20 protein-coding genes are annotated in these 24921 nt (G+C 39.7%); 8 read left to right on the top strand and 12 right to left on the bottom strand.

From position 1 onward, the window contains the following. Window positions 1-12: 12 nt before the first annotated feature. Window positions 13-1953, bottom strand: a complete 1941-nt coding sequence (gyrB, locus tag M3P19_RS01055; protein ID WP_249655760.1) for a DNA topoisomerase (ATP-hydrolyzing) subunit B — start codon at window positions 1951-1953, stop codon at window positions 13-15. Between the two features lie 237 nt (window positions 1954-2190). After that, window positions 2191-3861 (bottom strand): asparagine synthase B, encoded by a 1671-nt coding sequence (gene asnB / locus M3P19_RS01050; RefSeq protein ID WP_249655759.1) that lies wholly within the window; start codon window positions 3859-3861, stop codon window positions 2191-2193. Window positions 3862-4104: 243 nt separating this feature from the next. Here asnB and M3P19_RS01045 point away from each other — a divergent pair, with 243 nt between their 5' ends. Further along, window positions 4105-4635: a DUF2911 domain-containing protein gene (locus M3P19_RS01045; protein ID WP_249655758.1), complete on the top strand. Its 531-nt coding sequence runs from the start codon at window positions 4105-4107 to the stop codon at window positions 4633-4635. 45 nt (window positions 4636-4680) lie between these two features. On the opposite strand, the gene M3P19_RS01040 is transcribed toward M3P19_RS01045, so the two are convergent. Beyond that, window positions 4681-6303 carry an amidohydrolase gene (locus M3P19_RS01040; protein ID WP_249655757.1) on the bottom strand — a complete coding sequence of 541 codons (1623 nt, stop codon included), beginning with the start codon at window positions 6301-6303 and terminating at the stop codon, window positions 4681-4683. Between the two features lie 133 nt (window positions 6304-6436). Further along, window positions 6437-7525, bottom strand: coding sequence for an OmpA family protein (locus M3P19_RS01035; RefSeq protein ID WP_249655756.1), 1089 nt, complete (start codon window positions 7523-7525; stop codon window positions 6437-6439). 153 nt (window positions 7526-7678) lie between these two features. Here M3P19_RS01035 and M3P19_RS01030 point away from each other — a divergent pair, with 153 nt between their 5' ends. After that, window positions 7679-8017 carry a carboxypeptidase-like regulatory domain-containing protein gene (locus M3P19_RS01030; RefSeq protein ID WP_249655755.1) on the top strand — a complete coding sequence of 113 codons (339 nt, stop codon included), beginning with the start codon at window positions 7679-7681 and terminating at the stop codon, window positions 8015-8017. A gap of 27 nt (window positions 8018-8044) precedes the next feature. Here the strand turns inward: M3P19_RS01030 and M3P19_RS01025 are convergent, their stop codons facing one another. The 3 genes from M3P19_RS01025 to M3P19_RS01015 all read right to left on the bottom strand — a co-directional run bounded on the left by M3P19_RS01025 (window position 8045) and on the right by M3P19_RS01015 (window position 14017). Further along, window positions 8045-9133, bottom strand: a complete 1089-nt coding sequence (locus M3P19_RS01025) for an OmpA family protein (protein WP_249655754.1) — start codon at window positions 9131-9133, stop codon at window positions 8045-8047. Window positions 9134-9233: 100 nt separating this feature from the next. Next, the gene (locus tag M3P19_RS01020) at window positions 9234-10985 is read right to left on the bottom strand and encodes a TonB-dependent receptor (protein ID WP_249655753.1); all 1752 of its coding nucleotides are present in this window, start codon (window positions 10983-10985) and stop codon (window positions 9234-9236) included. An 11-nt stretch (window positions 10986-10996) separates the two neighbouring features. Next, entirely contained in the window at window positions 10997-14017 is a 3021-nt protein-coding gene (locus M3P19_RS01015) for a tetratricopeptide repeat protein (protein WP_249655752.1), read from the bottom strand. A gap of 190 nt (window positions 14018-14207) precedes the next feature. On the opposite strand from M3P19_RS01015, the gene M3P19_RS01010 reads away from it, so the two are divergent. Next, window positions 14208-14891 (top strand): cell division ATP-binding protein FtsE, encoded by a 684-nt coding sequence (locus M3P19_RS01010; protein WP_249655751.1) that lies wholly within the window; start codon window positions 14208-14210, stop codon window positions 14889-14891. An 83-nt stretch (window positions 14892-14974) separates the two neighbouring features. After that, window positions 14975-15733, top strand: a complete 759-nt coding sequence (gene ppgK, locus M3P19_RS01005) for a polyphosphate--glucose phosphotransferase (RefSeq protein ID WP_249655750.1) — start codon at window positions 14975-14977, stop codon at window positions 15731-15733. A gap of 19 nt (window positions 15734-15752) precedes the next feature. Here the strand turns inward: ppgK and typA are convergent, their stop codons facing one another. From typA to M3P19_RS00990, 3 genes are all read right to left on the bottom strand, one after another. Continuing rightward, the gene (typA, locus tag M3P19_RS01000; protein ID WP_249655749.1) at window positions 15753-17552 is read right to left on the bottom strand and encodes a translational GTPase TypA; all 1800 of its coding nucleotides are present in this window, start codon (window positions 17550-17552) and stop codon (window positions 15753-15755) included. A gap of 130 nt (window positions 17553-17682) precedes the next feature. Further along, the gene (locus M3P19_RS00995) at window positions 17683-20082 is read right to left on the bottom strand and encodes a TonB-dependent receptor (RefSeq protein WP_249655748.1); all 2400 of its coding nucleotides are present in this window, start codon (window positions 20080-20082) and stop codon (window positions 17683-17685) included. Between the two features lie 46 nt (window positions 20083-20128). After that, a complete protein-coding gene (locus tag M3P19_RS00990; RefSeq protein WP_249655747.1) occupies window positions 20129-20266 on the bottom strand; it encodes a hypothetical protein in 138 nt (45 codons plus the stop codon). Between M3P19_RS00990 and M3P19_RS00985 the strand changes: the two genes are divergently transcribed. Together M3P19_RS00985 and M3P19_RS00980 are read left to right on the top strand one after the other, a co-directional pair. Next, window positions 20265-21323, top strand: a complete 1059-nt coding sequence (locus M3P19_RS00985) for a sensor histidine kinase (protein ID WP_249655746.1) — start codon at window positions 20265-20267, stop codon at window positions 21321-21323. The two genes, M3P19_RS00990 and M3P19_RS00985, sit on opposite strands and share 2 nt — an antisense overlap. Further along, window positions 21320-22042 carry a LytR/AlgR family response regulator transcription factor gene (locus M3P19_RS00980; RefSeq protein WP_249655745.1) on the top strand — a complete coding sequence of 241 codons (723 nt, stop codon included), beginning with the start codon at window positions 21320-21322 and terminating at the stop codon, window positions 22040-22042. The genes M3P19_RS00985 and M3P19_RS00980 overlap by 4 nt, the downstream gene beginning before the upstream one ends. A gap of 2 nt (window positions 22043-22044) precedes the next feature. On the opposite strand, the gene M3P19_RS00975 is transcribed toward M3P19_RS00980, so the two are convergent. Beyond that, window positions 22045-22602 carry a hypothetical protein gene (locus M3P19_RS00975; protein WP_249655744.1) on the bottom strand — a complete coding sequence of 186 codons (558 nt, stop codon included), beginning with the start codon at window positions 22600-22602 and terminating at the stop codon, window positions 22045-22047. 70 nt (window positions 22603-22672) lie between these two features. Between M3P19_RS00975 and kdsA the strand changes: the two genes are divergently transcribed. Further along, window positions 22673-23491: a 3-deoxy-8-phosphooctulonate synthase gene (gene kdsA / locus M3P19_RS00970; RefSeq protein WP_249655743.1), complete on the top strand. Its 819-nt coding sequence runs from the start codon at window positions 22673-22675 to the stop codon at window positions 23489-23491. On the opposite strand, the gene M3P19_RS00965 is transcribed toward kdsA, so the two are convergent. After that, entirely contained in the window at window positions 23492-23857 is a 366-nt protein-coding gene (locus M3P19_RS00965; protein ID WP_249655742.1) for a DUF1801 domain-containing protein, read from the bottom strand. A gap of 20 nt (window positions 23858-23877) precedes the next feature. Between M3P19_RS00965 and M3P19_RS00960 the strand changes: the two genes are divergently transcribed. Continuing rightward, window positions 23878-24861 carry a transglutaminase domain-containing protein gene (locus tag M3P19_RS00960; RefSeq protein ID WP_249655741.1) on the top strand — a complete coding sequence of 328 codons (984 nt, stop codon included), beginning with the start codon at window positions 23878-23880 and terminating at the stop codon, window positions 24859-24861. Window positions 24862-24921 lie beyond the last annotated feature (60 nt).

Genomic DNA, 24921 nt, shown 5'->3' with positions numbered 1-24921 from the left:
GATGAACACTTCTTATGCGTCTATATTGGCATAAACCGCATTTTTCTCTATAAACTCACGTCTTGGTGGCACCTCATCCCCCATTAGCATGGAGAAGATTCGGTCCGTCTCAGTTGCATTTTCAATGGTTACTTGACGCAGGGTTCTGAAGTCTGGATTCATGGTGGTATCCCAAAGTTGTTCGGCGTTCATTTCCCCAAGACCTTTATATCTCTGAATACCAGCCCCACCTTTCATGGATTCTACAATTTCATCACGCTCCTCATCATTCCAAGCGTAACGTTTTTTAGAACCTTTTTTCACTAAATAAAGTGGTGGTGTAGCAATGTAAACGTGTCCATTTTCAATCAATTCTCGCATATAGCGGAAGAAAAAGGTCAAAATCAGGGTTTCAATGTGACTACCATCGACGTCCGCATCACACATGATCACAACCTTATGATAGCGAAGTTTCTCCAAATTCAAAGCTTTACTATCCTCTTCGGTTCCTATTGTAACGCCAAGTGCCGTGTAAATGTTTTTGATTTCCTCGTTTTCAAAAACCTTGTGCTGCATGGCCTTCTCAACATTCAGAATTTTACCTCTTAAGGGCAAAATAGCTTGGAAATTTCGGTCACGACCTTGTTTTGCCGTTCCACCTGCAGAATCTCCCTCCACAAGGAATACCTCACATTTGGTAGGATCTTGTTCTGAGCAATCGGAAAGTTTTCCAGGAAGTCCACCAACACTCATTGGGTTCTTACGCTGTACCATTTCACGGGCCTTTGCCGCTGCATGGCGTGCTTGCGCAGCTAATTTCACCTTCTCTACAATTTGCTTGGCATCATCTGGATTTTCCTCCAAATAATCCGTTAGCATTTCTGAAACGGCTTGACTAACCGCACTGGTTACTTCCCTATTCCCTAACTTGGTCTTGGTCTGCCCCTCAAATTGCGGTTCTGCAACCTTTACCGAAACAATGGCCGTTAATCCCTCACGGAAGTCATCTCCTGATATTTCAAATTTCAACTTGTCAAGTAAGCCAGAGTTATCCGCGTACTTTTTAAGTGTTGTGGTCAAACCACGTCTAAATCCGGATAAATGGGTTCCTCCTTCATGGGTGTTGATATTGTTCACATAGGAATGAAGGTTTTCGGAAAACCCGGTATTGTAGATCATGGCAACCTCCACAGGAATGCCATTTTTCTCGCCTTCCATGGAAATTACCCTTTGGATCAATGGTTCCCTTGTTTCATCCAAGAACTTGATGAATTCTTTCAATCCTTCTTCAGAAAAGAAGGTTTCTGAAATAAATTCACCTTTTTCATCCTTATTTCTCCTATCCGTAAGTGATATGGTTACACCTTTGTTCAAATAGGCTAGTTCTCGCATCCTATTCGCCAAGGTATCATAACTATATTCCGTAGTTTGGGTAAATATGGTATCATCCGGCATAAAGGTAACCGTGGTACCTGTTTCAGATGTTGTTCCCGTGCTTTTTACAGGATAAAGCGTTTTCCCTCTTTCATATTCCTGCTCCCAAACTTTCCCTTCACGATGTACTACGGCCTTAAGATGGCTAGAAAGGGCATTCACACAGGAAACACCCACACCGTGGAGTCCACCGGAAACTTTATAGGAATCTTTATCAAATTTACCTCCAGCTCCAATCTTGGTCATTACCACTTCTAGTGCAGAAACACCTTCTTTCTTATGGAGTCCTACAGGTATACCTCTACCATTATCTTTGGTAGTGATGGAGTTATCTTCGTTTATAATGACTTCTATGGTGTCACAGTGACCACCCATAGCTTCATCAATGGAGTTATCCACTACTTCATAGACCAAATGATGCAGCCCTCTTGTTCCAACATCACCTATATACATGGAGGGGCGCATTCTCACGTGTTCCATTCCCTCTAGGGCCTGGATACTATCCGCGGAATATTGATTTTTTTTAGCTTCTTCGCTCATACATCTATCTTATTTTGCCTTGAAATTTTCAAATCTTACAAATATAACTAATACCCAATGTAATTAGGTGTTTCAGGTCGATTTGACCCTTCAAGTTATCAACAAATAATTGTGGAAAAGCCAAAGGATACTATTCGATGATTTCCAACTAAAAAGCCCCTTTAAAAAGGGGCTTTTCTGACTAATTGAAAATGAAACAAAACAGCATCTTCCTCTACGTAACGTAAATTGGCGTCGCTATTTTACGTATGCATCTTCATGAACATTGGCAACTGCCCTTCCGGACGGGTCGTTCATGTTCTTGAAGGCTTCGTCCCATTCCAAGGCTATTTTGGTGCTACAAGCCACTGATGGCTCTTGTGGCACACTTAATGCCGCTGCATCTGAAGGGAAGTGCCCTTCGAAAATGGAACGATAATAATATTCCTCCTTAGTGGTAGGTGTTTGTATCGGGAATTTGTAAAGGGCATTTGCCAATTGTTTATCCGACACTTCATCTTCTACAAGCTGTTTTAGCGTATCAATCCAGCTATAGCCTACACCATCAGAGAATTGTTCTTTTTGTCTCCAGGCAACACTTTCCGGCAAATAGGATTCAAATGCCTTTCGTACTACCCATTTTTCCATACGCTCTCCATTGATCATTTTGTCTTTAGGGTTAATGCGCATGGCTACATCCATAAACTCCTTGTCTAAAAACGGTACTCGCCCTTCAATTCCCCAAGCTGCCAAAGATTTGTTGGCACGTAGGCAATCATACATATGGAGTTTTTCCAATTTCCTTACGGTCTCTTCATGAAAATCCTTGGGGCTTGGCGCTTTATGGAAATACAAATATCCTCCGAACAATTCATCGGCTCCCTCACCGGACAAGACCATTTTTATCCCCATGGATTTGATTACCCTTGCCATTAAGTACATCGGCGTTGAGGCCCTAATCGTGGTTATGTCATATGTTTCAAGGTTATAGATCACATCTTTGATGGCATCCAAACCTTCCTGAATGGTAAATTTTATTTCATGATGTACGGTGCCAATATGATCCGCCACCTTTTGAGCAGCCGCTAAATCTGGAGAACCTTCCAATCCAACAGAAAACGAATGCAGTTGCGGCCACCAAGCGTCTTTGGTATCGCCAGATTCAATGCGCTTTTGGGAGTACTTCTTTGCAATTGCTGAAGTTACCGATGAATCCAATCCTCCGGAAAGTAAAACTCCATAGGGCACATCGGACATCAATTGTCTATGTACTGCGGCCTCTAGTGCTTCTCGTACTTCTGCAATACTGGTATGGTTTTCTTTTACTGCCTCATACTCCATCCAATCCCGTTGGTACCATTGCTTGAATTCACCATCCGAACTATGTAAATAATGCCCAGGAGGGAATAACTCTATTTTAGAACATGTTCCTTCCAAGGCCTTTAATTCTGAAGCCACATAAAATGTCCCATGTTTGTCCCAACCAATATAAAGGGGAATGATTCCCATGTGGTCGCGTGCAATGAAATATTCATCTTTTTCAGTATCATAAATGGCAAAACCAAAAATTCCATTCAATTCATCTACAAATCCAGCCCCTTTCTCTTTATATAAGGCTAAGATAACTTCGCAGTCCGAAGCTGTTTTAAATTGGTATTTACCTTCAAATTGAGCTCTTAATTCCTGATGGTTATATATTTCCCCATTGGCTGCCAATATCAACTTACCATCATCACTTAATAAAGGTTGTTTTCCTGAAGCAGGATCTACAATAGCCAATCTTTCATGAGCCAAAATGGCCTTCTCATCGGCATAAATACCGCTCCAATCCGGCCCTCGGTGTCTTACCTTTTTCGACATTTCCAATAATTGAGGTCTCAAGACCTCAGTTGGTTCCTTCACGTCAAACGCGCATACAATTCCGCACATAATTCAATTAGTTTGTAACAATTATGAGACAAATATCCGCTCATAAAGTAAATATTAAAACAAATTATACATTATTGATTACATATTAATATTTTATATATCATATTTGTTATTTATTGTAATTATTATCGGATTAAGCGTAATAATAGTTTGCACTTTGTAAGTCTTGTTAAATTTTAACGTCTTTTTATAAAACCCTCTATTAATTACCTCCTAGATTTGGGAGCAATAAAAATCATCATCATGAAAAAAATCTTTTCACTTTCCATTTTAGTATTAACTATGGTATTTGCTACTGAAGCAACTGCTCAAAAATTCAGCGGATTGGACAAGAGTCCAGCAGACATAGCTTCGTATCCTGCAAGCTATCGTGTATCTGAGAAAGCTGCACGTGTAATTTACAGTCGACCACAACTGAAAGGCAGAAGTTTAGCTGATTTAGCACCTGCTGGCAAGGTATGGAGAACTGGAGCCAACGAAGCCGCTGAACTTACTTTATACAAAGACGCGACTGTTGGCGGCAAAGCTGTTAAAGCTGGAACCTATGCCTTATTCACTATACCAGGTGATGGCGAATGGACTGTAATCCTAAACAACAATTTGAACCAGTGGGGTGCTTATTCGTATGACAGCGCTGGTGACGTAGCTCGAGTGCCAGCCAAGGCCAGCATTGGCGATGAGTCTTTGGAAGCATTTTCAATTGCTTTTGACGATAATGGAAATATGGTAATGGGTTGGGGAACCACGAGAGTTACCTTGGACATGAGTCTTTAAGATATTCCAAACACAAATGAAAGCCTCGGTATTCCGGGGCTTTTTTTATTTCACTTGCTGACCTCCCAAGTACACTTTTTCGGCTTTTAAATTAGGAATACCATCAACCGGCATAGTCATAATGTCGTCACTGAGCACCACAAAATCAGCCATTTTCCCAGGTTCTAAACTCCCTTTTTCGTCTTCCTCAAAATTGGAGTAAGCAGCCCAGATCGTCATTCCTCTTAATGTTTCTTCGCGTGTCAATGCATCTTTCATTTGAAATCCGCCCTCTGGATATTTTTCTAAATCTTGGCGCGCCACCGCAGCATAAAATGTTAAAAAAGGGCTTACTTTCTCTACAGGAAAATCTGTGCCCAAGGCAACAATACCAGCTTTGTCCAACAATTTTTTGAACGCATAGGCTCCTTGAACACGTTCTGGCCCAAGTCTGTCCTCCGCCCAATACATATCACTTGTGGCATGAGTTGGTTGCACCGAAGGAATAATTCCTGATTCGAAATAATCAAAATCGGTTTCCGAAATCACTTGGGCATGTTCCACCTTCCATCTCCTGTCCTCCTTACCCTGTAGCGCATTCTTATAGGCTCTAAGGACTACAATATTGGCAGAATCGCCAATGGCATGGGTATTCATTTGATACGCTGTGGCGGCAATTCGATTTGCCAACTCCTCAATCTTATCTACTGGTGTGACCATGGCTCCAAAATGATCATGTTTATCGGAGTATGGAGCTCTTAATGCAGCTCCTCTGGAACCCAAGGCACCGTCACCATAAACCTTTACTGAACGAACATTAAGCTTACTCGTTTTTACGATTCCTTTGGTTAAATAATGATCCAAATTCTCTGGCGTATTGCTAACCATGGCATAAACCCTAATATTCAAATCTCCTGACCCTTGTAAGCTATCAATGAGCTCAATGGTTTCTCTATGTAATCCAGCATCGTTTACTGTAGTCAACCCATAATCCACGCATAATTTTTCTGCATCCTTAAGCGCTTGGATTTGGGTTTTTTTATCAGGTTGCGGAATTACGGCATCAATCAATCCCATTGGATTATCAACCAATACCCCAGTCAATTTACCGTCTAATTTCACCAATTCGCCACCGTCAATTTCTGTTTTTTCTGTAATACCAGCTAAGTCCAGTGCTTTTTGATTTACTAGATAGGCATGACCATCCACACGCTCTAACGCCATTGGCGTATCAGGGAACATCACATCTAGTTTTTCCTTTGTTGGAAATTCTTTGACTTCCCAATCGTTCTGATCCCAACCTCGGCCTAAAATGAAATTGGATGGTTTTTCCCGCTGAAAGGCCTCTACTCTTTCCAAGACCTCATCAAAACTTTTCGTCCCTATTAAATCAACAACTTGTTGTGTAAGTCCCAAACCATAAAAATGACAATGGGCATCAATCAATCCAGGGACAATTGTTTTTCCCTGTAAATCCCATAACTTCCTTGACTTGTATTTATTCACTAAATCATTGGATTCTGAAACCGCAATAATCTTTCCATCCGCTACAGCCATAGAACTAGCTTTACTAAAAGCAGCATCTACGGTATAGATATTGGCATTTTGAATAATAAGATCAACTTCTTCCTTGGAATCACAGGAAATGAACAGCAGAGCGCCAAAAAGGGTCAATAGAGAGAATTTCATGGATTAGTATGGTTTCTCTCAAAAATAGAAAATGAATTTGTAACGTCCGAAACAAAGCGAACTGATTTCGCCAATGTTATTTAGACATGGATGAATTTGCACCGCTACATGCCAATAAGGGTATATAGGAATTTTAGTTTTTATTATCCGTCATCACAAATTCTACCCGTCTATCTTCCAGTGGATTTTGCTTTAATTTCTCATTACCCAATGGTCGCGTATCACCAACACCTTCCCAGACAATCCTACTATCATCTATGCCCATTTTGGTCAAATAAAGTGCCACTGCCCTTGCCCTTAGAGAAGAGATAAATTTGGCGTAGCCTGGTTGGTCAACACTATCGGAATGTCCTGTGATTTTCATTTGCACCTCTGCATTTTCTTTTAGGTACTTGAATATTTTCTTAACACTTGCAATGGCCTCATTATCCAACTCATAACCTTTAGGCTCAAACGGATCACGTTCCAATACATAGATTTTATCTTTATCATAATTAACCCGTGGTAATTCTTCAAGATTGAAGTTGTCCACGAAGTAGTACGAAAAATCACTAGAAAGCACTGGTCCTTCTTTTCCTAATAGTTCTGTATTGGAATTGGTATTGAAATTTCCAATGATGATATGGTTTTCAAAACCTTTTGCATCAAATTCAGCTGTTAGAGTCACCCAATCATCTGTATTGGAAAGTGTATTGTTCGCTTCTAATTTCACTTCATGAAATTGTACACCGTCCTGCATATCCATACGGGAACGTGTAAGCGCATTGCTATTTGGTAATTTCACTTTAGAGTTCACCAGGTAAATGGACATATTCTTAATGGCCAAACTGGACGTCTCTGCTAGACTTACCTTCAAACTGATTTTATAGGGGTGGTCAGGTCTTAAGGTCTTGGTTGTATTCAATTGGGCGTACTCGCGATAGTCATTAAGTGCGTAATAGTATAATCCCACATATGCTGAACCATCCGCAGCATCCTGCGTTCCCTTAAAATTGGCTGGAACATCAAAATCCAATGACCCACATTGGTTGAAATAGTCTCCTGAACTGGAGGAAGCCAATGAAACATCTTCCAATAAGGCCTCAAAACCTGAGATACTTACCGGGCAGTTTTTATAATTTTCAAAACTATGATTTGCTATCAAATTTTGGGCTAACATGCTGTTTCTCAAAAACATGATAAAAACGAAGACCAATAAAAAACGAGTAACCTTACAATGCATAATATTTACGATTTTAGGCTCTCGTGCTATATCTTTTAACGAAGAATGTGGTATTGTATTGTTTTCTATGAGGAATTTTGATATCCCAAAATCATGATAATCAATATACTATGTTACCAATCTATTCGTTACTATAGTCCAAATCTTGCTGTAATGCGCATAGTTTCTTTTATGCTTGTATTAGGCTTAATACCTTGTTTTGGTTTTGGACAAAACCAAATTAGAGGTAAAATTGTCGATGAATTAGGCTTCCCAATTTATCGCGCTTCTATCCAATTACATGCTACTGACAGTGTTGTTTACACAGATTTTGATGGCTCCTTTTCCTTAAGCAGTGAGAAAGATTTCCATTGGAAAATCAACATTCAATCCCAAGGATACCAAACCGAGACTTTTTTTGTGTTAGAGGGCGGAAGTACGGGTGCAATCGTTCTGGAATACGATATGGATATGAAAGCAATACTGGAAGAAAACGGCAGCGATCACGAATAAGCTCCTATTCCAATTCCTTGAGAAAACCTATTGATCCTCAAATTCCGTCATAACAAATTCCACTCGACGGTTTTTTCGACGTGCTTTGTCTGTCAACGCACTGTCTAAGGGTAATTTGTTACCATAGCCTTCCGAACTGATTCGTTTGGATTCCAAACCCAGTCGCATAAGATATCTGGCAACTGTTCGGGCACGCTGCTTAGAAAGTACATCATTGTATTCTTCAGACCCTTGATCATCTGTATGACCACTTATGGAAACCTTAAGCTTCGGGTTTTTCTTCAAATAGTCGAAAACATCTTTTAAGCTCTGCTTAGCTTTAGGTTCCAGCTCAAAGCGATCAAAATCAAAGTTCACATGATTTAGAACATAACTCTGATCAGGTTGGTAATCCGGACCTAAATATACCAAGGAGACATCGTCCAAATAGTAGTAGGAATATCCTTCGCCTCGTGTTGTTTTTTTACCAAAATCCAAATAGTGTGTTCCCCCGTTACTTTTGAAATTCCCTAATACGAGATGGTTTTCAAATCCTCTGGCCACTAAATCAATACTTACTTGCATCCAATTGGTCTTGTCATCGTAAAACCCAGTTGCAGAAAATTGTTTGGCATGACTAGTTCTTGTTTGATTGGACGCCAGCACCGCGTTTGACAATTGCCGTTTGGTATGTATGGAAAGTGGTTTTTGGGAAAAAACGGCCCCAATGTCCATTACCGCGCCATCTGACTTTTCTGAAAGACTCAAAGACAGACTCAGACGATACCGGTGTCCTTTTTTTAAGGTTTCCTTTAAAGGAACCTGTATGTATTCACGATAATCCTTAGGGGCAAACAAATAAAGTCCAGCATAGGCAACACCTTCATAGGCTTCTTGTTTGCCTTTAAAATTCAAGGGTATTCCCAATTTGGTTTTACTACATTCATTGAAATAGTCTGTGGTACCCAAAGTGGGGGCACTCCAATGTTCGGTATCTCCGTTGAGATTGCTCATTTTTATAGGGCATTCCACAAAATCTTCAAAGCCGCCATTGTGCACAAGATTTTGGGCCACCGCCGTATAAAAAAACAGCAGAAGTGTGAGGTTGGTCAATATGTAGCTGAATCGCAATCGCATGATTTCCAATCCAAGTGGGGTCTACAATACATTTACAACAAATGAATTGAAGGTCATGTAATAACGACAAAACGTGTTATTTATTGTATTTTCCTACAAATTAGAAGTCAAACTTATACGAAACACCCGCCAATGCCTGGAATCCTTGTACCCTAAAGTTGGCCCATCGCTGATAATTGTTATTGGCTATGTTGGAAGCCTTAAGGAAAACGGACAATTGATCATTAAATCGATAACCCGCATGCGCATTGGCATCAAAAAACCCATCCAAGGTAACAATGGTAGCAGGAAATTCCGAGGGCGTTGCATTTTGAATTGCCTGGGCAACCAAATCATCCCGTTCACCTACATAAAACAAGTTAGCACCTAAAAACCATTGTTCATTGATTTGATAATCCATGAAAAGTGACCCTTTTATGCTAGGTAAGTTCCAAGCAGGATTATCTGTTTCTGTATCATAGTCATAGAATTCCGCATTGATTCCCATAGTGAAGTTACGATTCACATCAATATTCAATTCTCCAAATAAACCTAGAGTTTTCAGATCATCGTAAAACACCTGGAAGGAATTGCCGTAATAATAGCCTTTTTCATCAGTACGAAAAAGATTCTGCGGATTTAGAAAGAAAAGCGGTCTTCTGTTTTCTGCAGTATAAGACCCCTTTAAGTTATAACCGATATTTGAAGTCAGTTGGCCTTTTAATCCTAAATACCCTTCATATTGCTTATCGGTGGGTTGTATTTCCAAGGTAGGTGAAACATATGGATTCTCCTGCACAAAATCATAATAGGAATTCTGCGTTAATTGACCTTCAATTCCTCCATATGCAATTACCGTTTCTTCCGTCACCCGATATGATGCTGTGACCGCAGGATAGAGATAAAAATTGGAATCATTGTTTTCTGAATCCATTCCATAAACAAAGTTGGCTCCCAGATTCAAGGTAAGGTCATCACGCAGGACTAATAAACTAGGATTGACCCCTACTTGAAATTGGCCATAGTTTATCTCACCTATGTTGGTTGTATTATTCAGGGAGCTATTCTGGAAATTACCGCTGACATAATCAACCTTCATATTGATGGTTATCAATTCTTCGGTGATTGGCAATTCAATGGAAGGTTGTAAAACCACCCTGTTCTCCCCAGAGTCCGTTGCATCCCAAAATCGCCTTAGCAACACTTCACCGCTTTTGAAAAATGAATCCTCCAGGTTGATATGCGCTTTTGCTTGTGCATTGAAGTAATTTTGGGTTTCGTCAATAGCAGCAACCGTAGCATCATCAAAACTGCCATTTTCTATACCATACCAATTGGAAAGCTGATGCTGTAAACCCAAGCTTGCACCCCAATCCATATCCCTGTCCTTTTTTGCATAGGAAACATCCAATTTTGTATTGTAAAAATCAGCATCCAACGGTGTGGATTCAATATCTCCTCTAGAAGAATGATGACTCAATCCAAAATCCAATAAATCCTCTCCACGGTTAAAGGTCCTACTTGTGTATACATCTACAAGGGCATTATTGTAATTGCCCAAGCCTACTGATGCATACGAATTATACAAGGTTGGTGGTGGCGTGCGCTTCACTTTGGAAGCTTTTCCTTTTGCCGGAGTGAAGGTAGAGGCTACCGGAACAGAAAAAATACTGTAGTTGACCGGTTTTTTCTTCAATACGATTGAATCATTCAAGTTTGGAGCAGACTTGATTTTAAAGGCATCCGAAACGGTAGGTGAATAAGGTTTGACCACCGTTACCGTTTCAGTACCTATATCATCGGTTTCTTGAGCAAAAATTGCTCCCCAAAAGCTCAAAAAGAAAATTGAAAATATATAGTTATTCCTTGTCATGGTGTCTCGTATTAGTTGCCTGGATCTACTGATGAATTCCGTTGGGCTTCCTTGGATTTTATCAAGGACAGCTCCCCTTCTGCTTCGGCAACGATATCGTCATACTCGGCAAAATTGGCAATCACACTCTCCAATATGTAGGTAGCTTGAAAGGCATCCTCCAAGGCATAAAAATTCTTGGCCATGATAATTAGCCCTTTTCCTCCCCATTCCTTGTGCGCTGAGTAGTCTTTCGCCAATTTCTGAACTGCCACATTCGATGCCTCATAATCTTGGTTCTGATTTTTAAAATAGGCATCAAAATACCAAGCTTCTGCAGCCAAGGCTCCTGAGGCAATCTTTTTGACTTCCTGGTAAGCCGTTTCTGCCAACCGTTCATCATTCGTTTGAATTGCAGAACGAGCAATCATTATCTGGGCATCACTTTTAATTCGATTATCGATTTTTGGCGCGTTCAGTACCTTCTCTGCATATGCCAAAGTGCGGTCATAGTTCTTTTGACCATAGTACCCCTTCATAAGGTTGGATTGTGCAAAAGTCCTGTTCTGGTCAATTTCAGCTATGGACTCTAGTTGTTCCAAATAGGGAATTGCCGAATCGTAATCTTGTTTGCCCACATAAATCTCACACACTCTTGTAAGCGCTTGTTCTTTGTAATCGCCATTACCGCTATCTGCTACATACTTGTATTTATCCAGCGCTTCATCCTTCCTGTTCTTGGAGAAATATAGCTGTGCCAAATTAAAATTGACCTGCTGCACATGGATTCCGTTCGGAAATTGCTTTAAATAATCCTCAAACCCACGCATTGCCGCATCAGTTTTTCCTTCCGCATTTTTGCGATCGGCGGATTCAAAACTTGCGTTATCCAATTCGGCATCCGTCACCTCAACAAAATCCAAATTTCGAACCCAAGCTGCAAACTCACTCACTCTTCCTTCATCTACATATACAAGTTTAGCCGTAGCCACTGCCTGTTTGGCCTCTTGGGTGTTGGGGTAATTTTGTACTACACCGCGCAATTTCTCCAAGGCTTGGTTGTTACGATTGGCATTATAGTGGACCAAACCTTGCCGAAGCATACCTCTGGGTGCAAACTTACTTCTAGCATACTCGTCGATTAAACGGTCATAAGTTTGAAGACCTTGGGCTTCATTTTCAGCCTTGATATACGAATTCCCCAATTCAAACAAGGCGTCATCTCGCAGTGTCGATTTAGGATAACGTACCAAGAACTGATTCAAACCTTCAATCTTGGCAGTACTTTTTCCCATGAAGCCATGACAAAGTGTTTTTTGAAAAGCAGCATAATCCCGCTCTGGGCCATTGAGTTTTGCTGCTTCATCATACGAATTCAGAGCGGCGTTGTATTTACTGGTCACAAAATAACTATCGCCTAAACGCACATAGCTGTCCCCTATTTTTTGATCATCTATTGTATTGGATTGGGCAGCGTTATTAAAATGAGAAATTGCATTGGAATAATTTTTTAGCTTGAATTGTGCATATCCAAGGTTATAATCAATATCTGAAAACTCTTCCAAGTTTTGTGCCGCTGACATTCCTTGGAATGACTTAAAATCAGAAAGTGCGTCTTCAAATCGATTCAATCTATAATTGCTTTCAGCCTTCCAATACATAGCTCTTGCCTCAAAATTTGGATTTTCAGCACTCCGGATAGATTTTGTAAAGCGTTCTAGGGCAGGCTCATAATCTCCTTCTAGAAAAAGTTCTATCCCGCGGTAAAATGCCACTTTTTGATAGGTCTCCTTACTGGCAAAACCCTTGTTTTTCTCAAGGAGTTCCATGGCCCCTTCAAAATTTCTTGAAGTAATATAGGAATCGACCAAAAGTTCTTGGATTTCTTCTTGGTGCTCATCTTTAGGATACTTTTTCAGATAAGCCGTCATCACCTCGGGTACTGGTTCATACGCATTCCCTATTTCATAACTTAAACGGGCATAATTCAACCATGCATCCTTTTCTATTTCCGGGCTAAAATCCATCTGCGAAGCATTTCGAAACGCATTCAGTGCCTCCGGTTTTTTATCCAATTTAAGATAGCATTCAGCCAAATGATAATATGCATTCTGCGAGACACTATTAGTCCCACCAATAATCTTATTGAATTGTTGGATAGCCCCCTCAAAATCGCCTTGCTTATAATGACTATACCCCATTAGATAATAGTCCGTATTGCTCAATTTACCCCTTCTCCCCCTATACTTCTTTAAATAGGGAAGTGCTTGATCATATTGTTCCATGTTGAAGTAACTCTCCCCAATGATCTTATTCAATTCTGAAATCTCTTTGCGATCCGATTTTGGGAGTTGTTTTTGGGCCATGGCAATGGCTTCTTCAAAATTTCCCAGCTTAAAATTTAAGTCTGCTTGGTAATATGATAATTTTTCGTTGAGCAGCTCAGGATCTGTGATTTGGTCAAATCTGGCACTGGCTTCATCATAGTCATCTTGTTCATAAGCGATATAGCCCAAATAATATTTGGCTTGGGACCCATATTTCTGAGATGTACTAACCTTACTTAAATATCTTTCGGCTTCCTTGGGTCTACGGGAGGAATATAAAGCATAACCATTATTGAAATTAAATCGCTCTTTGTCTGCATTTGACATAGCGGATTGGTCTACTTTCTTGTACCATTTTAATGCATATGGATATTTTCCAGTTTCAAAATAATAATCGGCAACATCCAGGAAAGCAGAATTACGTTTGGTTGATGTGGGATAACTTTTCACAAAATCTTCCATCATCTTATCTGCACCACGTTGGTTTAAACGAATAGCTGCATTTGCAGAATAATACGCACTATTGGCCTCGGTTTCCTCATCATTTGTAGAGGATTTTACCTTTTCAAATATAGCTTGGGCCGCTTGGTATTGTTGATTGTTGTATAAGGTCAATGCATCTTGAAAAGCCTTATCGTCATGCGAATAAATCTGGGTCTCTTGTGCAACTAATACGGAAAATGCTCCCAGAATAATGGGAACAATAAGGAGGTTTTTTCGACTCATAGTGTTCTACGCTGTTCTCGATTGACTGTTACCATAACGTCAAAATTCAAGCCAAAGTATATTTGAAGTTTTCGATGTGATTGCAAATTTAGCATGAGATTAATTTTAAACATGGTAAATTTGGATTGGGTTTTACAAAGAATCACTTCTTGAAAACTAAAGTTTCCAAACTATAAAACTTGAGTTCCAAATGTCTGAGACCATACTTAAACTGCAGGATGTTGCTGTGTTCCAAAAAGAGAATCTTATCCTGAATGATATTACACTTCTAGTAAAAAAGGGAGAGTTCGTTTATGTAATTGGGAAGACGGGAAGCGGTAAAAGTAGTTTCATGAAGACACTTTATGCAGATTTGCCCTTAAAACAAGGAACTGGAAGTATTGTGGATTTTAATTTAAAAAGCCTTCCTGAAAAGGACATTCCTTTTCTGCGTAGAAAACTTGGAATCGTTTTCCAAGATTTTAAGCTACTACCTGATCGTAACGTAAATAACAACCTGCGTTTTGTATTAAAGGCAACAGGTTGGACGGACACTTCCAAAATGGACAAAAAAATTGAGGAGGTATTGGATAAGGTCGGAATGAAAACAAAGGGATTTAAATTCCCACATGAATTATCTGGTGGTGAGCAACAGCGAATTGCGATTGCCCGGGCACTTTTGAATGACCCAGAAATCATCCTAGCAGACGAACCTACTGGTAATTTGGACCCACAAACAAGTGTAGAGGTAATGAAAGTATTGCAGGACATCAACCAGACAGGAAGAACCATCATTATGTCCACACATGACTATGCCTTGATACTAAAATATCCGCACAAAACCTTGAAGTGCGATGGCGGTAAGATTTTCGAAGTCATCCAGAAAGCTGTCTGATCTTTCATAAAATCCAACAAAACAAGACTTTGATGGCAAAAAGTTTTTTGTTTCTTTGTCAAAAATAAATCTACATTCCACATATGGAAATACTTGGTATTGATATAGGCGGATCAGGCATCAAAGGTGCACTGGTGAATGCCGAAACGGGAGAAATGGTCTCAGAAAGACATCGAATTCCAACACCTCCATCCCGTACCCCAGACGAAATGGCAGCAGTAGTCAAACAAATTGTGGACCATTTCGATTACCAAGGACCAGTTGGGTGTGGATTTCCTTCTGTTGTGAAAAATGGGGTTTGCAGGTCCGCTGGAAATCTTGATCCAAGTTGGGTAGGTGTCAATATCGATGAGTTGTTCACACAGGTCACGGGACATGAATTCACAGTATTGAACGATGCCGATGCAGCAGGTTATGCTTCCATGAATTATGGTATTGGGAAAGGAAGACAAGGATTGGTGATCATGATTACCATTGGTACCGGTCTTGGAAGTGGGGCATTCTACAATGGTGTTTTACTTCCAAATTTTGAATTGGGCCAAATTCCATATAAGAAGTACCGAAAAATTGAACAATGGGCAGCTGCTTCTGCTAAAGAACGTGAAAACCTAAGTTTTGAAAAGTGGGGGAAGCGTTTTAATAAATTTCTTCAATTAGTGGAATTGATAATCGCACCTGACCTTATTATCGTAGGTGGTGGAACTTCCAAAAAATGGAAGGAATTCAGGCATCACATTACTATTGAAACAGAAGTAGTGAAAGCCGAGCTGATGAATCATGCAGGTATTATAGGTCCTGCCGTAGCATGTTTACGTGAGCAGCATCACGGACACCTACATTAAGCGTTCATCACCCTAAAACCTAATCGATTTTATTCCGCTTACGATCTACTTCCTTTAGAAAAATCTTTCTAAGTCTAAGATGATTTGGGGTTACCTCAACATATTCATCTTTCTGGATGTATTCCAATGCCTCTTCCAAAGAAAACTTGATGGCAGGAATGATTTTTGCCTTGTCATCTGCACCAGCTGAACGTACATTGGAGAGCTTTTTGGTCTTGGTGACATTGATGGTCATATCATCCCCTCTTGAATTTTCACCAATCACCTGCCCTTCATAAATATCTTCACCTGGATCAATGAAGAATTTACCGCGCTCTTGAAGTTTATCTATAGAATATGGAATAGCTGTACCATTTTCCATGGAAACCAATGATCCATTGATTCGCTGGGCAATCTCACCTTTCAGGGGTTGGTACTCCAAAAATCTATGGGCCATAATCGCTTCACCAGCAGTTGCAGTCAACAATTGATTTCGAAGTCCAATGATACCACGGGAAGGGATAATAAATTCACAAAGCATACGTGAGCCCTTAGCTTCCATGCTCGTCATTTCCCCTTTTCTGATGGAAACCATTTCCACAGCTTTACCAGAAACTTCTTCAGGAAGATCAATTGTCAAATGTTCTACAGGTTCACATTTTACACCATCAACTTCTTTGATGATGACCTGAGGTTGACCTATTTGAAGTTCATAACCTTCTCTTCTCATGGTTTCAATCAAAACGGAAAGGTGCAGTACACCTCTACCAAAAACCATGAATTTATCCGCACTATCTGTTTCTTCAACACGCAGTGCCAAGTTTTTCTCTAATTCCTTTTCAAGGCGCTCTTTGATATGCCTTGACGTAACAAACTTCCCATCTTTACCAAAAAATGGACTATCGTTGATGGTGAAAAGCATACTCATTGTAGGTTCATCTATCGCGATGGTCTTCAACTTTTCCGGGTTTTCAAAATCAGCTACAGTATCCCCAATTTCAAAACCTTCCATACCAACAATGGCACAAATATCACCTGCTACAACCTCTTGAACTTTCTGACGTCCCAAACCTTCAAAAGTGAACAACTCCTTTACTTTGGTTTTAATGATTTTACCATCCCGTTTTACCAAGGAAATCTGCTGTCCTTCTCTTAGGGTGCCACGCTGAAGTCTCCCAATGGCAATTCTTCCGGTAAATGAAGAAAAATCCAAGGATGTAATCAGCATTTGTGTAGAACCTTCTTCTGGCTTAAACTCCGGTACATGATCTATGACCATATCCAAAAGTGGTTCAATATTTTCAGTTGGCTTTTGCCAATCTTCACTCATCCAATTTTGCTTGGCAGAACCATAAACGGTTGGAAAATCCAACTGCCACTCTTCCGCACCTAGCTCAAACATAAGATCAAAGACCTTTTCATGGACTTCTTCTGGTGTACAGTTTTCTTTATCCACCTTATTGATGACCACACAAGGTTTTAGACCTAGGTCTATAGCTTTTTGGAGCACGAACCGTGTTTGAGGCATAGGACCTTCAAAAGCATCAACCAATAACAAAACACCATCGGCCATGTTCAATACACGTTCAACTTCACCACCAAAATCGGCGTGCCCAGGCGTATCAATGATATTTATCTTGGTGTCTTTATAAACAACCGAAACATTTTTTGAAACGATAGTTATTCCTCTTTCACGTTCCAGGTCATTGTTGTCCAATATAAGATCACCTTTGTTTTCATTATCCCTAAACAATCTGCAGTGGTACATGATCTTATCTACCAATGTGGTCTTCCCATGGTCTACGTGGGCAATGATCGCGATATTCTTGATTTTGGACATAACCTGAATTTTAAGCCCGCAAAGATACTGCTATTTTCTACTTGAACCCTAAAGGAAATGTTATTTTTATCTTCCTGATTTAGAGCGTATTCCAGTTAACCATTTCTAACAAATACCTCATCTATCTGTCCTAACTTCCAATTCGGTTGTTTTCATCTTCAAGACCTGTCTTTCTTTTTCTGGCTTTCTTAATCTCATTTCTACCAAAATCATAGGTGAAACTAAATGCAACTTGTCTAGAATCACTACCTCCGGTACCATTAATAAACAGGTCTCCAAATTGTGTGGTGCCACGCCAAGGAATTGTGTAGAGAATATCATTGAATGCAAGTCTACCTGTTACCTTATTGTCAAAGAATTTCTTCTGGAATGCAACATTCAAAGACCCCAAAGACTGAGTTTCGTAGGTTCCGCCCCATATGGAAGGAGAGCTATACCAACCTGAAACCTCCATTTTAAAATCCTTGGAAATTGTAAAGGTGTTTTGGGCATAAAAACTTAAAGTCTCTTGTTTTACAGCTAAAAATTCAGGACTAGTAGGTTTATAATCACTGATGTAGGCATTGACACTTAAATACACATTCCACCAATTAGCAATCTTTTTTGGATAGGAAACACCAAGATTAATGACTTCCTGATCTGCAACGTTCAAAGTGGTTAGGAAACTTGCGCTTTCCCCGTCCGCCACTGTTACTCGGGCAAAGAAATCAGAAATATAGGAATAGCCCAAGGAGGTAGTCAAGCGATAATTAAAAGTGTGAGACAGCTTAAAATTGTCCGTATACTGAGGCTGTAAAAAAGGATTCCCTTTTCCAAAAGACAATTCATTGAACTTGAATTCAAACGGGTTTAAGGATTGGTAATTGGGTCGCTGAATCCGCTTGCTATACGTCAAAGCAAACTGATTTTTTTGGTTCAATTGGTAAGTTAATCCACCTGAAGGGAAGAAATCCGTGTAGTTACGTTCCACGCGTTCATTTTCGTTGGCCTGGGTACTTTCCAATCTACCATCAGAATCGGTATTCTCCATACGAACACCCATTTGAAGATTCCATTTACCCCATTTTCGGTTGTAGTTCACGTACGCGGCATTCACATTTTCAGTGTATTCAAATTGATTGCTTTGATTGGCATCCAAAATATTTTCGCCATCAATTTGATTAAAGAAATTGAAGGTATTATCCGTATTCACATATGAGAATTTGACTCCTACACCCAGTTTTCCCTTTAAGAAATCTTGCTCATAATCGGCCTTAAATGTAGCAATGTCGATATCAATCGGTGTTTCCTGAAAAGTAATGCGCTGGGTTAAAATCTGGGATTCATCACCATTGAAATAGGTGTTTGGCTGAAACGCATTTCTATCACTATTATATTTTCCATAATCCAAATCAAGATTTACGGAATAGCCCAGAGTATCTGCATAACGATAATTCAAATTTGCATTGATATTGTACGAAGTGTTGTCGGTTTGGTTCAACGCTACCAATACACTGTCCACCAAACTTATGTTCGCTGGACGAATTGGGGTTCTGGTGTCGTTTGTGTTGAAGCTATTGTTGAAGTTTCCATTAAAAATGGCACCTATGGTATGCTTATCGTTCACATAATAGTCATAACCAAGCTTTACGTTGTTGCTATTTCTGTCATAGATGCTCGTAGTTTCGTCGTCAAACTGGGTACCTGATTGTGTTCGGAAAAGATTGATGAAACCCGTACTCTTTCCAAACCGGTTACTGTAGGTTCCATAAAAGTTGCCCTTCTTTCCCCTGTTATTGAAGTTTATACTGGAATTGTATCGTGCAAAATCCCCGCTTGTCAAACCAGACGTATACGTACCATTGGTTCCCAAACTCTTATCTTTCTTTAATTTAATGTTGATTATACCGGCATTTCCGGCGGCATCGTATTTTGAGGAAGGTTGTGTTATGATTTCCACGGAATCGATATCCGTTGCCTGAAGACTTTCCAGATAATTGGTCAAATCCTCACCTTGTAGTACAGACACTTTTCCATCAATAAAGATTTGGACACCGGTTTTGCCTTCAACGATTAAACCTCCATTATTATCAACTATAACTCCTGGAGCTTTTCTCAACAACTCAAAAGCGCTTGTTCCCGTAGCATTTATGGTGTTTTCCACATTAAAAACTGTTTTATCCGCCAAAACCTGTACCATAGGTTTCTCAGCTACCACCGTAACTTCTTCCAGGTTTTCTGCAGCATCTGCCAATGTAATACTTCCCAAATCCTGAATATTCTCTTTGTTATCCAATTTTTGCTGATAATCGGAATAGCCGATGCTAGAGATATTAAGATTGAATTCTGGTGGAAAAATCCCATTGATTTCAAATGTACCTTCCTCAGTAGTTATGGAGGCCTTGATAAGTGCTCCATCCACTACAGCGTTCAAAGTCACTGCTGCATAAGGTATGGGTTCTCCAAGTTCGGACACAACCTTACCTTTAATGGTTTGACCATATGAAGCCGTTACAATAAGAATTAATACTAAGGTTTTTACTAGTTTCATGACAGTCGATTTTAATTAATACCCAAAATTTCCCTTTTCGTTACAGCTATAAAAGTGGAAACCGATGAGTTGACCCATAGACCGATAAATGGGCAGGTCCATCTGTCGGCGTATAGGACCATTCGTCTGCTGGTATTTTATGGATCTGGGTATTGTGCCTATCTTCCAAAAAAGATTTGATCATGAGCAAAAAATTGGTTTGGGGCATAACCTTTAGAGAGATCCTTTTTGTGCTGGCTTTTTATTTATTTTCTTCCTTCTTCTACCATTGGGTGGTTTGGTTAAGCGCTGCTGACTGGACGGACACCCCTATTACCCTTTTGGGAATTAAAGCTTTTGTGGATGGTGGTGGTCTCCAATATGGGATATTCCTATTGTTCACCATCCCTATTTGGTGGTTGGTATTTGTAAAACTAAAAGGCATTAAACTTTGGAAACGTCTTTCTTTACATCTCATTTTCCTTCCCATTTTCATCTACACTGCACGTTATATCTATTACGACATTTGTGAAGCCATAGGCTGGTTTCATTTAGAGGGTTCCGGTCAAATATGGGACCTTTACATTCCTGCTTTATTCTACTTGGTTCAATTTGGGATCTTCCATGCTTATGAGTATTATAAGGAGAACCAACGAAAGTTGAAATTGGAAGGCGAATTGAAGCAAGCTGCCCTGAAGAGTGAATTGGCTGCCATCAAAGCACAATTAAATCCGCACTTCCTCTATAATGTGTTCAATACCATCAATGCTTCCGTGCCGGCCAAGCAGGAAAAAACAAGGCAATTGATCGCTACATTAGCTGATTTATTCCGATACCAATTGAAGGCATCCAAAAAAGAACTGGTCACCCTAGAGGAAGAATTAGACTTTGTAAAAAAGTATCTAGACCTGGAAAAGGCACGGTTTGAAGAACGACTACAGATTGAAATCAATGTTGCGGAGGAAATCTATAAAGAGCAAGTCCCTCCTATGCTTTTACAACCATTGGTAGAAAATTCCGTGAAACATGGCATTTCCAACTCACTTAAGGGCGGTTCCATTTCCATCAGTATTTTTAAGGAAGGGGAAAAATTAAAATTTGAGATTGCCGATACTGGCATCGGCGTAAAGGACAAAACAGCACTATTTAACAAAGGTGTTGGATTAACAAATACAAAACTGCGACTTCAGAAAATGTACCAGACGCAATTGGAAGTATTGGACAATGACCCACAAGGGCTAAAAATTCGATTTGCACTATGAAAAAAGTAATCATTGCAGACGATGAGAAGGCAGGTAGAGTTCTTATCAAGGAATATTTAGAGGACTATCCTGAATTGGTTTTGATTTCTGAGGTTAACAATGGCGTGGATGCCATCACTGAGATCAATAAATTCAAACCTGATTTGGTATTTCTGGACATTCAAATGCCTGGAAAAACTGGTTTTGAAGTACTTAAACATCTGGAGGAAATTCCGAAGATCATCTTTTCCACGGCTTATGACGAGTATGCTTTAAAAGCCTTTGAAGTACATGCCGTGGATTATTTGCTCAAACCCTATACCAAAGATCGGTTTAATCTGGCCGTGGAACGTTTGAATACCGAAAACGACAAATTGGGTTCATTGGCACAAAGCATTCTTATGGAAGAACCTTCCTATCCTCATCGTGTTTTGGTAAACCACAATAAAAAACTCATTACAATCAAATGTGAGGATATTATATGGATAGAGGCTTATGGTGATTATTCCAAAATCCATACAGAATCACAGGTTTACCTGAGCAATTATGGCATTACTGACCTTGAAGAAAAACTAAATCCAAAGTTATTCCTACGTGTACATCGTTCTTCAATAATCAATATGGAAAAGGTAAAGGAGCTGAACAAATATGGGAAAAGTTATGATGTTACTATGGAAAATGGACAGATCGTGCGTGTAAGTCGAGGTTATATGGAAGCTATCAAACGTATAACGCTATAAATCTAGCGTCCCACACACCATCTTTTTTCACTGATAATCCATCCAATACTCAAATTGGCTACCGGAAGAATATCACCTTTAAAAGGACCAACGTAATAACCTGCACCAACATCAACGGAAAAACTCAATCCTGAATCATAACTGCGTTGTACACCATAAACCAAGCCTCCAACACCATGAAGGTCTTCCACAACCCTACCTTCCACGGTGCGCTGACCAGGTGAGAATACGGAAACCGTAGGTGCCAAATAATTTCCGGAATTCCCATAAATATCTCGTCCTCTTCGTTGCCGTCCATTGAAATTATGATAGTATCTATTTTGAATAGTTAAGGCTGGAAAAAAATCGTAATCTTCAACTGGTGCGGATGATGCTGGTTCCACGGCCATCTGCCAAGCAATCCTTATATCCAAAGTACTATTTACCCCGGTGGCCATTTCATATTCCATCCCAGGATTAAAAGCATTGAGTTTAAACTGTCGCACTTCGCAATTCCTGCCAAATTGTGCTTGGGCAACCAAGCTGGAGAGCAAAGTGATACCTATTAAAAATCGTTTCATTGTAGGTTAATTTGGTAACATTAGAACTATTCCTTGATCAAAATAGTATTTTTGCACAAAATCATTTTGCATGCAATTAGACGTAATACCACAGATAAAACATACAACCCATGATAACTTTTTTCTTCTTGCCGGTCCATGTGCCATTGAAGGTGAAGAAATGGCATTACGTATTGCTGAACGTGTTGTCGAAATAACAGACAAGCTGTCCATTCCCTATGTTTTTAAAGGAAGTTTTAAAAAAGCCAATAGAAGCCGCATTGATTCCTTTACTGGAATAGGCGATGAAAAGGCACTCAAAATATTGAGAAAGGTTTCCGAAACCTTCAATGTACCTACCGTTACGGATATCCATGAAGTTTCGGATGCTGAAAAAGCGGCGGAATATGTGGATGTACTTCAAATACCAGCTTTTTTAGTGCGACAAACCGATTTAGTTGTTGCCGCCGCAAATACAGGTAAGGTCGTCAACTTAAAAAAGGGACAGTTTATGAGTCCTGAAAGCATGCAACATGCTGTGCGAAAAGTAACAGATTCTGGTAGCGATAAGGCATGGATAACCGATCGCGGCACAATGTTCGGTTATCAGGATATGGTGGTGGATTTCCGTGGAATACCAACCATGAAACAATTTGCACCGGTCGTATTGGACGTTACGCACAGCCTGCAACAACCCAATCAGTCATCTGGTGTAACCGGGGGCAGACCTGCCTTAATCGGTACGATGTCTCGTGCTGGCATTGCTGCAGGTGTAGATGGACTGTTTATGGAAACCCACTTTGACCCAAAGAATGCCAAAAGCGATGGTGCCAACATGCTCGATCTAAGTTTGCTTGAAAAATTGTTAACCGATTTGGTTGCTATTAGGAAAGTTGTACAGGAACTTTAATTATTTCCAAAAGCCTTGGTGATTGACAGCTTTTGCATCCAAAAGCACTTCACATAAAATAGTTGCATCAATATCCTGAAGGATTTTATAGCGCAGGGATTTCATGACTTTTCGGCCTTCTGTCACCATATGTTCTTGGTGTACGGTCAAATGCGCTGAACTCCAAAATCCCACATCCACATACGTTTTCTTCTTAGGAACATTCAAATAGCAAAAGGGTTTGCCCTCCAAATAGTAAAATGGTATCCTGTATTTAAATTTCAATTCCAATTCTGGTATGGTACTTTCTATCAATACCTGTAATTGTAACAAAATTTCCCTGAAAGGATCAACTTGGTCCAAAATATAGCTTTCAGCAGGATTCATATATTTGATAAATTGCTTGTATGTCGAAAATAACATTTTACTTCTTGCTTTTGGTATCCTGCTTCTGTTTTGGACAACAATTTGAGCATGTAGACAGTAAAGTAGTTCAGTACCCGGTTTTCACGAAATTGGAACAACTCTCTTATCGCATTCAAAATGATTTTGATTCCGACATTGACCGAGTGAGGGCCGCGTTTGTATGGCTTACCCAAAACATTACTTATGGTAAAACAATGGACGAATTGTTCAGACCACGAAAAACCATCATCTACTATTCAGAACGCGGTAAGCAAAAACAACTAAAAAAGGCTTTAAACCTTCAAATGAACCAGGCTTTTGCCAACAAAAGAGGAGTCTGCTTCGATTATTCCATGTTACTGGATGAGCTTTGCAGTCTTTTTGAATTGGAATCGCATATCATTAAAGGAATCGTGAAGGATCAAATTCGGGAACTCAAAGGTGAAACGCTTTATAAAAACCATACATGGAACACGGTTAAAATCGAAAATGAATGGGTGTTAATGGATGCAACCTGGGCAGCAGTAAATTGGAGCGGTATCCCCGGCGGTTTTGCTTTGGAAATCAATGAGCATTACTTTGATTCCAATCCCAAGGAATTCATCAAAGATCATTTTCCTGCAGAGTCTAAATGGCAATTGTTGGATACCAAATCAACATTGGAAGAATTTTACATTTCACCTATGTTTCTTCCCGGTTATTTTACTAGTAATGTGGTCTTACAAGATAATTTTGCCGGAATGCTTTCACAGTCTGATTCCCAAGCGATTGAATTCGTTTTTGAGCAATTCCCAATTACGTCACAATTAAATTACAGTATAGATACCAAAGGAAATAAAGGGAAGATTCGAAAACTGAATGTAAGTCAGATAAACAGACGTGTGTTTACCTCCACACTGGCAATAACCGAAGCAATTACTTCAGGTGAGAACATCACCTTATACTTAGATAAGAATCCTATTTTAAGGTTTCGTTTGAAAAAATAAACCAATACCCGCCACATGTATTTCAAGTTCAAAAAATAATATTAACTTTGTATTTCAAAG

Origin of the sequence: Flagellimonas spongiicola (assembly GCF_023502425.1) — a bacterium.
Lineage (GTDB): Bacteria > Bacteroidota > Bacteroidia > Flavobacteriales > Flavobacteriaceae > Flagellimonas > Flagellimonas spongiicola.
Note: the sequence above shows the minus strand (reverse complement) of the source record. Positions and strands in the feature narration are given on the sequence as shown.